Consider the following 13326-nt stretch of genomic DNA (forward strand, 5'->3'; position numbering starts at 1 on the left):
GTCCAGGTGCATCAGGTCTTGCCCGGTCTGTCTTGCGGGCGGTTCGGTTTTGTTGATCCGCCCTATATCACGACTATCCATATATGCACATGGGAATGGGGCGCTTCTTTCGTTCTGGAAGTTCGAAGATTCAGGTCCTGGATGTCGGGAGGCGCCAGGAGGGCTGAACGATGCCCGGAGGGCAGTTTGCCGGCAGTCTGGAGAGCGCCAGAGCGCCGCCGTTTACGCCAATCGCCTTTGAAGTGATGGCGATCGACATGCCGTCCTCGCCAAAGAACGCGATCTTCGTAGGTGCCGGAAATGGCACTGGTATAGCCAACTCCAGTCGTCCTAGCCGATCGAAGAGGTAGATTTCACCGCCATCGACGCCGGCGATCCAGTATCGCCCGATCGTGTCTACAGCTGCTCCATCGGGGCGCCCGGCAAGGGTCTTCGTCGTTGCAAATATCGTCGCCGGTTCCTTCGCCATGCCATCCGGCTCAAGGCTGAGAGAGTGGATGACCTGACTGTCCTTGTGGGAGTCAGAGAAATACAGGCGCTGGTTCTCAAGGTCGGCGGCCAGCCCGTTCGGGATCGTCAGGCCGGCGAAGACTGGCGTCAGACGATAATCCCGCGTCACACGGTGGAGCGCCCCCTCACCCGCGTTCGCATGCAAGGACATCGTGGAAGTCCACAGACGCCCTGACTGATCGACAGCAGCATCGTTGAACCGGTGACCCGGTTGATCGAGGCTCACCAATTGCTTGAAGCTGGTGGTCGCCGGATCGAACAGGAAGATGCCGGTCTCCATGCCGACTGCTGGGCCTTCGATTCCGGCGAGTACTACAAACCCGGGCATCTCGGGGGTCGGCCATCGGGAGACCCTCCCTGATGTCAGGTCGGCCCGCAGAAGAGCATATCCCTCGATATCCACCCACCACAATGAACCTGTTGCGGGGTCCCAGACGGGGCTTTCCCCCAATTGGGTTGACCCCTCATCCGGGTATATCAATTCGAAGTCGAGCTTCATTCTGCGCCTCTCCCTCATTCAAATTAATTCGCCATTTCAATCGATTAGAAGAACAACTGGAAAGCGGTTGACTCGTGGCTCAATCTGTAAATAGTATATTAATGCAATTAATATTTTAGTTGCAATACTGACCGGGAGGAAATCATGAACAGCACCATCAAGGCGCTCGGACTCTGTCTTGCCGTCGCGGCAGGCCTTAGTGTGGGCACCCCATCCTATTCCGCGACGACTTTGCGCATCGGCACCGTGCTCGCGCCCGACGACCCGATGGGTCAGGGCCTCGACAAGTTCAAGTCGGAAGTCGAAAAGGCGACAAATGGCGAAGTGGAAATTCAGGTGTTCCACAATTCGCAACTGGGCGACACCACCGAAATGATCGACCAGGCGAGAGCCGGTGCAAATGTCGGCACCGTGACCGATGTCGCCCGACTGTCGAGTTTCGTGCCGTCCCTTGCCATCATGTCCGCACCCTTCCTGTTCGACACCTACGAACAGGCCGATACCTTCGCCCTTTCCGACGAGTATCTTGCCTGGGGCGACGAGCTGAAAGAAAAGTCCGGCCTCGTGATGCTGGCGTCCAACTGGTATCAGGGCCCGAGACATGCCCTTACCCAGAAGCCGATCTCCGGCCCGGACGATCTCAAGGGTGTGCGCATGCGCACCATCGGGGCACCAATCTGGATCGAAACCATTCGCGCGATGGGGGCCGAACCGACGCCGATTGCCTGGGGCGAAGTCTACTCGGCGCTTCAGCTCGGTACGATCGATGCAGCCGAAGCCCAGCCCACAGCGATCAAGGGTGCCAAACTTTATGAAGTGATCAAGAACGTGACCAAGACCGGTCACATCCAGCTGGTGACAGCGCTGGTCGTCTCGGCAGATGCCTGGGACCAGATCTCGCCCGAAAACCAGAAAATCGTCCGCGACCTTGCCGTTGAAAATGGCCGGTTTGCGTCGCAGCTTACGATCGATCTGGGCGAGAAGGCCTTGGCCGACGTTGCAGCCGGAGGCGTGACCGTCTCCGATGTGGACCTTGCGCCGTTCAAGGAAGCCGTTGCGGGCGTCTACAGCCTTCTGGAACTGGAGACCGAAGCGGCGATCGTCAACAAGGTGCTCGGCCGCTGACGCGACCATAAAACTGAGCATTTGGGCGCAGGCGAACCTGTCGGGAACGAGAAATGTTGAAACGCATCGAATTTGCCTGCGCCGCCCTGCTTCTGGCGGCGGTCGTGATCCTCGTCGGCGCTGCTTCGGTGGCGCGGGCGACGGGTTCACCCATCATCTGGTCCATAGAAATCGCGCAACTGCTTTTCCTGTGGCTGTGCATTTTTGCAATCGACCTCGCATTCCAGAACGAACGGCATTTCGGCATCGGGCTGGTGCTCGACAATGTCCCCGGCATCGGCCGTAAAGCGCTGGAAATCATCAATCTCATCGTGATGATCGCCCTGCTGGTTTTTCTCATGCGATACGCCTGGAAGAACACCATTCTCATGCATCCGCGGCTGGACGGAGCCCTGCAAATACCCGGGTCCTATTTCCACGCCAGCATGATCGTCGGTTTCGCCCTGCTGATCCGCACGCTCTCCTTCAAGCTCTTCGATTGTTTCCGGAACAAGGCCGAACGCTGACATGTTGCTTCTGATTGCTGGATTGTTTGTCCTTTTTCTGCTCAGCGGCATGCCGGTCGCCTTCGCGCTGGCACTGGCATCGATACCCGTCTTCGTGCTGACAGGCACGATGCCGCCGACTGTCGCCATCCAGAAGATGGTCACCGCGACACAAAGCTTTCCGCTGCTGGCGGTTCCCTTCTTCATCTTCGCCGGCAACCTGATGAATTCGACCGGGATCACTGACCGCCTGATCACTTTCGCAAGGTTGCTGACAGGTTGGCTTGCAGGAGGCCTCGGACAGGTTTCCATCATGCTCAGCCTGATGATGGGCGGCATCTCCGGCTCCGCGGTGGCCGACGCATCGATGGAAGCACGCCTCCTCGGTCCGAGCATGATTTCCAAGGGAGGTTATTCGAAACCGGCAACCGCTGCCGTTCTTGCCTTCGGCTCGATCATCACCGCAACCATTCCCCCAAGCATCGGCCTGATCCTGTTCGGCTTCATCAACGAGGTCTCGATCGGACGGCTGTTTCTTGCCGGGATCCTGCCGGGCATCCTGCTCACCGCAACCTTGATGTTTACCGCCTGGGTGGTGGCAAAACGCAACGGTTATGCTCCGGATCTGCCGTCGCCGCCGACATTTGCCGCGCTCTGGAACAGCTTCCGGGAAAGCATCTGGGCCCTCGCCTTTCCCGTGATCCTGATTGTCGGCTTCCGTTTCGGGTTCTTCACGGCAACGGAAGCGGGCGCATTTCTGGTGTTCTATGCTCTCTTCGTCGGCTTCTTCGTCTACCGGGAACTGACCTTTGCCAAGCTCTATGACGCCATGCGGGACTCTGTGCTCGATCTCGGCATGGTCATGCTGCTGATCATGATGGCAGCCGTTCTGGGATATGCGGTGACCATCGAACAGGGACCGCAGCAGATTGCCACGCTGGTGACCTCAATGACGGAAAATCCGACACTGATCCTGGTGCTGGTTCTTCTTCTGCTTCTTGTCAGCGGTATGTTCCTGGAAGGGGCGGCAAACATCCTGCTTGTGACACCCATCGTGCTGCCGGTCCTCGTCAATGCCGGCTTCGACCCGATCCATATGGGCATCCTGATGGTGACCTTGATCAATATCGGCGGACTGACGCCACCCGTCGGCGTCATCATGTTTACTGTCTGCGGTATTCTTGGCGTAAAAACAGGGGCTTTCTCGAAAGCCTCCCTGCCCTACTTCCTTGCTTTGCTTGGGTTTCTCGTCCTTCTGGTCGGGTTTCCCGTGCTTTCCCTTTTTCTGCCAAGCCATCTGATGTAGCTCTTGGGGTTCCTGTTCCGTGAGGTCGATTGAATGAGTGTCAGTTCCCTGTCCGAAGCCCTGGTGAGAGCGTCCGACGAAATGTCGGGCCCGGTCCAGCTCAACGCTGCGGCCAGCCGGGTCTACAGCCGGCTCCGGACCCAGATCATTTCCATGGAACTGAAGCCGGACTCCGTATTGACGCGTGCGGACATCGCCAAGGAGCATGATGTCAGCCAGTCGCCGGTGCGGGAGGCCATTCAGGAGCTGGAGAAGGAAGGACTTGTCGTTTCCTATCCCCAGTCGAAGACGCTGGTGACGAAAATTGACGTGAACCATGCCAGGGAGACCCAGTTCCTGCGGCTCAGCGTCGAGCTGGAAGTCGCCAAGTCCCTGGCCGGTGCCGACAATCAGGACCTGCTGCTGCCCTCGAAGCGCGTCCTCAGAATGCAGAAAATGGCCGGAGAGGACCGGGACATTGCCGAGTTCACGGCGTTGGACCGGTTGTTCCATCTGTCCCTGTTCCAGGCAGCGGGTGTTGCTTCCCTCTGGCACTTGATTTCCGGCAGGTCTGGCCACATCGACCGCCTGAGACGGCTCAACCTGCCGGACCCGGGCAAGATCGCTTCCGTGCTCGATTCTCACGAGAAGATCCTTGATGCGATATCAGCCGGAAACCTCCAGGATGTTGAAATCCATGTACGGACCCACCTGACCGGCACACTTGCTTCTGCAAAGTCCATCATGGCGCTTCACCCGGACTATTTCGGCGAAACAGACGCGGGTTAGCCTTCCCCCCAACCACCGGCGCAAAACACAGGAATGGCTGTGCATTGCCGACGAACGGTTTCGGCCTGAAACAGCCTTGCCGCTCGCTTCTGCCGATGCTTATCTGCCCGCCTGTCAGGGAGGCAATGACATGCAAACGGCGGCAGCCGGAACGCGGCCGAACGCGACAACCGGTATTTTTCTGATGTCCCTGGGCGTCTTTTGCCTGTGTATCAACGATGCCATCGCCAAGACGCTGACGGAAGGGTATTCGCCCATACAGATCCTGTTTCTGCGCAATCTCATCGCGCTGCCGATCGCCCTGGCCATCGCCTGGAAGCTGGGCGGAAGGGCGGCACTCGTTTCCTATCGGCCTACCGCACATATTGTCCGCGGTGTCTTGTGGATGATTGCGGCAGTGTTGTTTTTTTCCAGTTTTCTGTATCTCGGTCTTGCCGAGGCGACGGCACTGATTTTCGTGATGCCGGTCTTCGTGACTGCGCTTTCCGGACTGGTCTTGCGCGAAAAGGTCGGCTGGCGCCGCTGGTCGGCGGTGCTTGTCGGTTTCGCCGGCGTGCTGGTGGTTGTCCGGCCTGGCTCCGGCGCGTTTCAGGCCGCGTCGCTGCTTCCCGTCGCAACCGCATTTTTTTATGCCGCACTCATGCTGAGCGCGCGCTGGGTCGATCCGCGTGAAAGCGTCTGGACACTGATGCTGTATCTGGTCGGCGCCGGAGCGCTTCTGAGCGCCCTGCTGGTCCCCTTCTTCTGGACGCCTCTCAGTGCGGAGGACCTTTGGCTTTTCCTGGGCATTGCCTTTTTCGGGACTGCCGGCATCACGTTGATGACGCAGGCTTTCCGCTTTGCACCGGCAGCCGTTGTCGCTCCGTTCGACTATACCGCGCTGCTGTGGGCGTCCCTGTTCGGCTGGATCTTGTGGAAGGAAATCCCGGACGCAGCCACCTATGCAGGGGCGGCAATCATCATTGCCAGCGGCATCTACATCGTCTGGCGCGAGCGCCGGCTTGATGGCTAACTGACCGAATTTTGCAGGGTCCCGGCTGTTCCGGAACCCTGCTTTAGAGGCTTCGTCTATTGAGCCGACGGCTTGACGTGGTTTGCGGCGGACCAGACATTCGGTGAAATTTCGCAGCCGAGGCCGAGATCTTTCAGGCGTTTTTCCTGCTGGCCAACCTGGTAAGGGCCTTCATAGACCGGGCACTGGCAGGTCGTCAGGCCATCCGCACCTTCCTTGCAAGGGGCCGTCATGCAGCCGGCGTAGCTGTCGGCTTCGCACGCGGTCGACCCGAAGCTGTGCTGCGAGATATTCTGGAAGCTGAAGGTCGAAATCAGCTTCATGTCGGGCATGTTCTTGTAAAGCGTTTGCCCGACGCCCGCGCTGATATCGCCCAGCATTGAGCACACATCCGCCTGCTGACAGCTGTCGCCCTGAAACCCATTGTCAGCACAGTCGGAAAGGTTCTTCAGGTTCAGGCAGTTTTTCCCAGTCGGGCCGCACGTGCTCAGCGTGTTGTCATACACATCGGGCTGCAGGATGCTGGTCAGCAGGACGTAGTTGTACTGGAACATGATGCCCAGGGGGTTGCCGTCGGCTTCGTCCGCAACATCGGTCACTGCGTAACAGGTACAATCGGCCAGCTTCCCATCGGAATTTGCATCCACCGTGCAAGGCATGACCGGCGGTGTCGCGCCGTGCCGGCTGGGTGTCGCGATCTCCGGCCCGGAATAATAGCAAAGAGCATAGGAATTGCCCTTGCAGGCGAGGAATTGCGATTGCAATGACCAGGTGTCCGATTGCGGAGGCGGCATGTCATTGGCAGCAGCACCGCCAAATTGAAGCGCCGATAGGCCAAGCGCGACCAGTGCGATGCGGAACAGGTTTTTCATAGGCTCACTCCGGTAGATTTTGTCAGGTTTTGTCAGAATAGGTCTGAATAGGTTGCTCTTTTCAATTATGCTATTACAGGTTGCTATTTAAGCCAACCCAATAGTCACCTGACCGTGAGAAAGACAGATTGAGAGAACAGGTTCCGGAGGGGATCGTGGAACGCTTGTGGCTGCAGGATCTTGGATCTTGAAACGGATTGGTTCGGACGGTCTTAAGCCGTCTTGCTAATCTCGCGCAAACGCGGCATTGCCCATCGGACGACACCACTCACCCAGAGGAAACCGAGTATCCCGCCGAGATAGACATTCATTGCTCCGCCCGGTGCGAAGAAGCCGCTCGAGCCGAAGACGGTGACCGTCTCGATAAGCTGCTCCACGCCGAAGATGACGCTGAGCCAGGTCAGCCAGCGCGGGATGACGGTTTCCCTGGCAAGTCCGAGCGCTATGAAGGGAACAGCCATGGTTGCCATGGAGCCGTTGATGACCGGCCCCCAGAAGGCGGGAATGATGAAGAGCGTACGGGCCGTTGAGGGGGCGAGCCCCTCCGGCTCAAATGCCAGCCCCGCCCAGAACCAGGCCTGGACCTGAGAGGTCACGATGCAACCGATGACGCCGGCGAAGAAGATGTAGCGGTGCGGTCGCGGCATCACCGAAGCGACCAGTCCGGCGAAGATGGCAAGTCCAAGAGAGAGAAAGGCAGAGGTCCAGGCATAGATCCTGGCCTTGTGGCCGTTTTCGGAGAACCAGGCGACAATCTCCTCGCCGCTGGTCTCCACCGTCGGGAAACCACTTCCGAGAGCCACGAAGCTGCCGATATAGAAGGCGGCTGTCAGAAGGATCGACACAAGCAGAATTCGGGAAGCTGTCACAGGTCTTCTCCCGAGTGAAAAACCCTGCCGAGACTTACACCCGGCAGGGCCTTTCAGTTACATGCGCTGGGTAAAGGTCGAAGCCTTCACCAGAAGGGCATAATCCTTGGCCAGATCCAGGAAAGCATCGTAGCTCTTCTGGACTTCGGCGAATTTCGGATTGGCTGCTGCATTCTCGGCCATCACCTCGGAAACCGCCGTCTTGAGTGCTGCCAGGACATCGTCGGGGAAGTTTGCGAAGGTGACGCCCTCCTCCTTCAGCTTCTTCATGGCAACGGCGTTGTAATAGTCGAACTGGGCGGTCGTTTCGGTCGCGGCCGCATCGGCGGCATTGGCGATGATTGCTTGCAGATGTGCCGGCAGGCTGTCGTAAGCCTCCTTGTTGACAATGATCTCGAGCGCCGCGGATGGTTCGTGGAAGGCAGGAACGTAGCAGTAGCTCGCAACCTTCTGCAGACCGAAAGCCTGATCCAGCATCGGACCGACCCATTCCGCGGCGTCTATGGCACCGGACTGGAAGGCCGGGAAGATTTCCGGGGGCGGCAGCAGCACCGCGTTGACGCCGAGCTTGCGCATCGCTTCGCCGCCGAGGCCGGCGATACGCATGTTGAGGCCGGACAGATCGTTCAGGCTTTCCACCGGCTTCTTGAACCAGCCGGCCGCCTGGACGCCCGAGCTGCCGGAATAGAACGGCTTCAGGCCGCGTTCGGCATAAAGTCCGTCCCACAATTCCTGACCGCCGCCATAGCGCAGCCACGCGGTCGTCTCGACAGCGGTCATGCCGAAGGGCACGGCCGAGAAGAAGTGCAAGGCGGAGTTCTTGGAGGCAGCGTAATATGGGGTTGAATGGCCAATCTCAGCCGTCCCCTGTTCGACGGCATCCGCAACACCGAAAGGCGGGACAAGCTCACCGCCGGAGAAGACCTTCAATGTGAGCTGGCCGTCGGACATCGCCGTAACGCGTTCTGCGAACGTGGTCACGTTGGTGCCGACGCCAGGCGCCTTGGCCGGAAAGGAGGTCGGCAGTTTCCATTCGATCTTGCCCTGGGCAATGGCGGGTGCCGCCAGCAGGCTTGCGGGTGCGGCAATAGCCCCCGCTTTCAGGAAATCACGTCTTTTCATGTCTTACTCCCTCAAAGCTCAAAACAGGACGGACGGCAACAGCGTTGCCAGGATCGGAAAGGTGGCGACGAGGCCCAGGGCCAGCAGCTGGATGGCGACAAAGGGGATGACCGCGACATAGATATCGAAAGTGCGGATCTCCGCCGGTGCAACCGACCGGAAATAGAAGAGGGCAAACCCGAAGGGCGGCGTCAAGAAGGATGTTTGCAGGTTAAGCGCAATCAACACCGCGAACCAGACCGGGCTGATATCCGACTGCAGGAGGATCGGTCCGACGATCGGCACCACGATGAAGATGATCTCGACAAATTCCAGGATGAACCCGAGGAGGAAGATCACCAGCATCGTCAGGAGCAGCATGCCATATGGGCCGCCCGGCAACGCATTCAGCAGTTCGGAAACATGCTCATCCCCGTTGAAGCCTCGAAAGACCAGCGACAGGACACTGGCCGCCATGACGATGCCGAAGATCATGCCGGTGATCTTGACGGTTTCGCTCAAGGCCGGCAGCAGCAGCCCACCCCGCAGCAAGGCGGCACTAGCAGCCAGCAACAGCAGGAAAGCCGCCGCAGTCAATGTAATGGAGACGAGAGATAACGCGGTCCAGGCGACCTTGCCGCCTTCGAAATCGAGTCCGAACAGGCCTGCCCGGCGCAGCAACAGGAGCAGGACCGCAAGAAGGGCACAGGCAATCGCCCCTTTCGCCGTCCAACCGCCCTGGCCGGCAGCACTGATGAGAACGGCCCCGGCCACGCCAACGCTGGCTGCCTCGGTCGGCGTTGCGATGCCGACCAGAATGCTGCCGAGAACGGCGACGATCAGACCAAGGGTCGGAGCGACATTGCGCAGCAGCTCGGCAATGCCGACCCTTGCCTTGGATTCCGTCCGAGCTTCGCAGGTTCCGGTCCTTCGCAATCGCAACAGGACATAGGCCGCATAAAGCGCAACCAGCAGCAAACCCGGGATAAGCGCCCCGGCAAAGAGGTCGCCGACGGTGACCGGATCCGGTGCGAAATTGCCGGCCTCCTGCTGCGCCTCGAAATAGGCGTTGGAGACCTGGTCTCCCAGAAGGATCAGCACGATCGACGGCGGGATGATCTGACCAAGTGTGCCGCTGGCGCAGATGAGGCCACTGCTCATGTGCTTGTTGACACCGGCAGCCAGCAAGGCCGGCAGCGTGATGGTGCCGAGCATGACGATCGTCGCCCCGATGATGCCGGTGGAGGCGGCGATCAGTGCGCTGACAAGCACGACGGAAAGAGCGAGCGCTGACTGATGGCCACCCATAGCCGCCGTAAGGCTCTGCAGCATTTTCTCCGCCTGGCGCGACTTTTCCAGAAGCAGTCCCATCAGCACAAAAAGTGGCACCGCCAGCAGCAGCGGGTTGGTCATGATGCCGTAGATCCGCTGCGGCACGGCCTGGAAGAAGACCAGGTCGAAATGTCCCGTGGCTGCCGCCAGCAGCGCAACAATCGTCGGCGCTCCGGCAATGGCAAGAAGCACCGGCACGCCGGAAAGAATGCAGGCGAAGACGGCGAAGGCCAGCAGCAGAAGCCAGAGGATATCGGCGCTCATGCGATCTTCCGCCGGAGCGCGCCAACCAGCCGCTGCAGGGCATAGAGCAGCACCAGCGCAGGCAGGATCAGCAGACAGGTCTTAACGACGAAGAGGCCCGGCAGCCCTCCGGTTTCAGGCGACCCTTCCAGAATTTCCCAGGAGCTGCGCACCAGCGGAAATGCCGTCCACAGCATCAGGCCGAAGACCGGCAGGGCCAGCAGCAAATCGCCCAGCCAATCGATGCGACGGTTTGTGGCCGCATTCCAGTTCTGGCGGAAGACATCGACGCGCACGTGCCTGTCTGCATCAAAGGAGACAGCGACGGAGAGGGCCACCAGCGCGGCGAAGGCATAGTTGACCGCGTCCTGGATCTCCAGAAAACCAACGCCGAGCAGATAGCGCATCAGCACCATGGCCAGCTGGCCGAAAAACACGATTGCCGCGAGCCCCGTACAGAGCCAGAGCACCGCTGAAAACACCCTGCGCATGAAATCTCTTGCCGTTTACCAGTTCCCGCCCCTGAAGGCCCGGCCCCTGCCGCTATCGCAAACGATCCGGTTGGGGCGGCCTCAGCTTAAACAGCCAATTGCCATGTGTATACAAGGATTTCGCGGTCTTGCCGGGTTGCGCACAGGGGCGCCGCGCGGGGCTCCGATCACGTGTTTTCAAGTCTTGGTGAGACGACTGTAGTGTGTCGGGACTGCTTCGATTTCGCGCAGCAAAATCAATTGCGGCAGCGCAGCAAATACGCTACGCGAAACCCCTCCTCCCTTCGGAGCGCGATTGCCTTCCCTTCCTCCCGGGGTGGCGATTTTTCAGGCGCTCCGGAACAACTGCCTATTCAATTTTGGAGTTTGCGATGCTCGGCAAAAAAGTTCCCTTCGTCACCTTCCGCACCCGCGTCCGCGACGAGTCCATCGAGGGCCCTAATCCCTTCCGCTGGGAAGACAAGACCAGCGACGACTATTTCAAGGGCAAGAAGGTTGTTCTGTTCTCGCTGCCGGGTGCCTTCACCCCGACATGCTCCACCTTCCAGTTGCCGGATTTCGAAAAGCTGTTCGGCGAGTTCAAGGCTGAAGGCGTCGACGAGATCTACTGCATTTCCGTCAACGACGCTTTCGTCATGAATGCCTGGGCCAAGGCGCAGGGCGTGGAAAACGTCAAGGTGATCCCGGACGGTTCCGGCGAGTTCACCCGCAAGATGGGCATGCTTGTCGCCAAGGACAATCTCGGCTTCGGCATGCGTTCCTGGCGCTATGGCGCCATCGTCAACGATGGCGTGGTCGAACAGTGGTTCGAGGAAGAAGGCTTCTCCGACAATTGCGAAAGCGACCCTTACGGCGTCTCCTCTCCGCAGAACATTCTGGAAAAGCTGCGCGCCGCAAAGGTGCAGGCAGCATAAGATTCAGGCATGACCTGATTGCTCCGACCCCGGCCCAAGCAGCCGGGGTCTTTTTTTGCCTCCCGGCTGGCAAGTGCGGGTTCCTCCCCTACTTCCATTGTGTCAGCGGAGGTGTGTCGATGCGTTGTGCGGTTGCTTTTTTGATCCTTGGACTTGTCGCAAGCCAGCCGGTTCAAGCCGAAGACGCTCCAGCCCCCTTTGCCGCTTTCGAAAAAGCTGGTCCCGAAGTTCTGCGGGATCCGCATGACCTGGCCTTTGGCCCGGACGGCCGACTTTATGTGGCCGACAAATTCGGTCACCGCATCGCCGTCCTGGATCCTGATACTCTTGAACTTCTGGAAACCTATTCCGCAGGCGTGCTGCCCGGCGTGCACGACATTTCCTTTGCGCCGGACGGTCGGATTGCGGTTGCGGTAACGGGAATGAACAGCGTTTATGTCTATTCCGGTCTCGAGACGCTGGACGGTTCGCCTGTCGAAATCCTGCCGGCAAGCCGCACGGAAGGAGCGCTCGCACACAGCAACGGGCGAATTTATGCCATGTCCGGCGGCACCGCAGAGGTCATTGCCTACGAAAACGGCAAGGCGGTTGCGAGTGCCGGTTCTCATCCGGGCGCTCATGACGTTGCCGAGGCACCGGACGGCTCGGTCTGGGTCGCGGACAATTTCAACAGGCGGCTTGTCCGTTACACGCCTGATCTGGAAGTGCTGCAGGTGGTCGACGGACCGGAGTTCGGTTTCACAGGTCCACGCTATCTCGACATCGACAGTTTCGGCAGACTGGTTGTCGCCGACCAGGACGCCCACCGGATCCTGATGATTGATCCGAATGCCGAGGAAGGCGCCATCCTGGTCGGTGTGCTTGGCACCGGTCGGCCAGGAAAGGGACCGAACCAGTTCGACGATCCGGAAGGAATCGTCATCCGCGGGAACGAGTATTTCATCTCAGACAGCGACAACAATCGTGTCGTGAAATACACGGTGGCAATCAACTAGACGGCGGTTTCCCTGCTCCGCGACATGACCTCTCTATTTTTGCCGAATGCAGTCGGCGCGACATCCAGAAAGTGGTGAATGCGGATCTGGACGAAATTGCGCTGGCTCTGACGGACACTGTCAAACAGGCGGAAGATTCTGCAAAAACCTCCGAACAGGCTGCCACCTCGGTCCAGTCGATCGCAGCCGCCGCTGAAGAACTCGTGGCGTCCATTCAGGAAATCAGCCGCCAGGTCAAATCAGCGATGGACATTGCCCACAGCGCGGTCGAGGAAGCCGCGCAGTCGAGCAAGATCATGTCGGGACTGTCCGAAGATGCGAAGACCATCGGCAACGTGATCGAGCTTATTGACGGCATCGCCAACCAGACAAACCTGCTCGCGCTCAACGCTACAATCGAGGCGGCGCGCGCCGGGGAAATGGGCAAGGGCTTCGCGGTGGTCGCCTCGGAAGTCAAAAGCCTTGCCTCCCAAACAACCAAGGCGACGGAGGAAATCTCCAATCAGATCGTTTCGGTGCAGAACACCACCGACAATGCGGTGCTGGCGATCGAGAAGATCATGACGACCATCGAGAGGATCAATGAAATTTCGCTCGGCATTTCCTCGGCAGTCGATCAGCAGACGGCCGTGACGCAGGATATATCCAGAAACATGCAGATCGCGTCCGGAGGCGTCGAGAGGCTGACATCGAACATTCAGTCGATTTCGTCGTCGACAGCGCAGATCGATGCCGCGACCCACAAGGTTCGCGAAGCATCCCGCGCCCTCGGTTAGGTGTTCCCAGCATCCCGCAAAGCCCCTG

14 protein-coding genes are annotated in these 13326 nt (G+C 59.3%); 8 read left to right on the forward strand and 6 right to left on the reverse strand.

Annotated elements, in window-relative coordinates; all coding sequences use genetic code 11:
* Window positions 1–130 precede the first annotated feature (130 nt).
* Window positions 131–1009 (reverse strand): SMP-30/gluconolactonase/LRE family protein, encoded by an 879-nt coding sequence (locus tag ACX3M4_RS05500; RefSeq protein WP_459357582.1) that lies wholly within the window; start codon window positions 1007–1009, stop codon window positions 131–133.
* Between the two features lie 144 nt (window positions 1010–1153).
* On the opposite strand from ACX3M4_RS05500, the gene ACX3M4_RS05505 reads away from it, so the two are divergent.
* The 5 genes from ACX3M4_RS05505 to ACX3M4_RS05525 all read left to right on the forward strand — a co-directional run bounded on the left by ACX3M4_RS05505 (window position 1154) and on the right by ACX3M4_RS05525 (window position 5705).
* On the forward strand, window positions 1154–2134 hold the full coding sequence (locus tag ACX3M4_RS05505; RefSeq protein ID WP_459357583.1) for a C4-dicarboxylate TRAP transporter substrate-binding protein: 981 nt from the start codon (window positions 1154–1156) through the stop codon (window positions 2132–2134).
* A gap of 53 nt (window positions 2135–2187) precedes the next feature.
* A complete protein-coding gene (locus tag ACX3M4_RS05510) occupies window positions 2188–2640 on the forward strand; it encodes a TRAP transporter small permease (RefSeq protein ID WP_459357584.1) in 453 nt (150 codons plus the stop codon).
* 1 nt (window position 2641) lies between these two features.
* The gene (locus tag ACX3M4_RS05515) at window positions 2642–3925 is read left to right on the forward strand and encodes a TRAP transporter large permease (RefSeq protein WP_459357585.1); all 1284 of its coding nucleotides are present in this window, start codon (window positions 2642–2644) and stop codon (window positions 3923–3925) included.
* A gap of 33 nt (window positions 3926–3958) precedes the next feature.
* On the forward strand, window positions 3959–4693 hold the full coding sequence (locus tag ACX3M4_RS05520) for a GntR family transcriptional regulator (protein ID WP_459357586.1): 735 nt from the start codon (window positions 3959–3961) through the stop codon (window positions 4691–4693).
* A gap of 130 nt (window positions 4694–4823) precedes the next feature.
* Window positions 4824–5705, forward strand: coding sequence for a DMT family transporter (locus ACX3M4_RS05525; protein WP_459357587.1), 882 nt, complete (start codon window positions 4824–4826; stop codon window positions 5703–5705).
* Window positions 5706–5761: 56 nt separating this feature from the next.
* Here the strand turns inward: ACX3M4_RS05525 and ACX3M4_RS05530 are convergent, their stop codons facing one another.
* The 5 genes from ACX3M4_RS05530 to ACX3M4_RS05550 all read right to left on the reverse strand — a co-directional run bounded on the left by ACX3M4_RS05530 (window position 5762) and on the right by ACX3M4_RS05550 (window position 10613).
* The gene (locus tag ACX3M4_RS05530) at window positions 5762–6577 is read right to left on the reverse strand and encodes a hypothetical protein (RefSeq protein ID WP_459357588.1); all 816 of its coding nucleotides are present in this window, start codon (window positions 6575–6577) and stop codon (window positions 5762–5764) included.
* A 212-nt stretch (window positions 6578–6789) separates the two neighbouring features.
* Window positions 6790–7446, reverse strand: coding sequence for a hypothetical protein (locus ACX3M4_RS05535; protein WP_459357589.1), 657 nt, complete (start codon window positions 7444–7446; stop codon window positions 6790–6792).
* 57 nt (window positions 7447–7503) lie between these two features.
* Window positions 7504–8568, reverse strand: coding sequence for a TRAP transporter substrate-binding protein (locus ACX3M4_RS05540; protein ID WP_459357590.1), 1065 nt, complete (start codon window positions 8566–8568; stop codon window positions 7504–7506).
* 18 nt (window positions 8569–8586) lie between these two features.
* Window positions 8587–10143 carry a TRAP transporter large permease gene (locus ACX3M4_RS05545; protein WP_459357591.1) on the reverse strand — a complete coding sequence of 519 codons (1557 nt, stop codon included), beginning with the start codon at window positions 10141–10143 and terminating at the stop codon, window positions 8587–8589.
* Complete coding sequence (locus ACX3M4_RS05550) at window positions 10140–10613, reverse strand: TRAP transporter small permease subunit (RefSeq protein WP_459357592.1); 474 nt, start codon at window positions 10611–10613, stop codon at window positions 10140–10142. The genes ACX3M4_RS05545 and ACX3M4_RS05550 overlap by 4 nt, the downstream gene beginning before the upstream one ends.
* Window positions 10614–10984: 371 nt before the next feature.
* On the opposite strand from ACX3M4_RS05550, the gene ACX3M4_RS05555 reads away from it, so the two are divergent.
* From ACX3M4_RS05555 to ACX3M4_RS05565, 3 genes are all read left to right on the forward strand, one after another.
* Window positions 10985–11527 (forward strand): redoxin family protein, encoded by a 543-nt coding sequence (locus ACX3M4_RS05555; RefSeq protein WP_459357593.1) that lies wholly within the window; start codon window positions 10985–10987, stop codon window positions 11525–11527.
* Between the two features lie 119 nt (window positions 11528–11646).
* Window positions 11647–12522 (forward strand): Vgb family protein, encoded by an 876-nt coding sequence (locus tag ACX3M4_RS05560; protein WP_459357594.1) that lies wholly within the window; start codon window positions 11647–11649, stop codon window positions 12520–12522.
* Window positions 12523–12593: 71 nt separating this feature from the next.
* Window positions 12594–13298, forward strand: a complete 705-nt coding sequence (locus tag ACX3M4_RS05565; RefSeq protein WP_459357595.1) for a methyl-accepting chemotaxis protein — start codon at window positions 12594–12596, stop codon at window positions 13296–13298.
* Window positions 13299–13326: the final 28 nt, after the last annotated feature.

It is taken from the genome of Roseibium sp. M-1 (genome assembly GCF_054515675.1).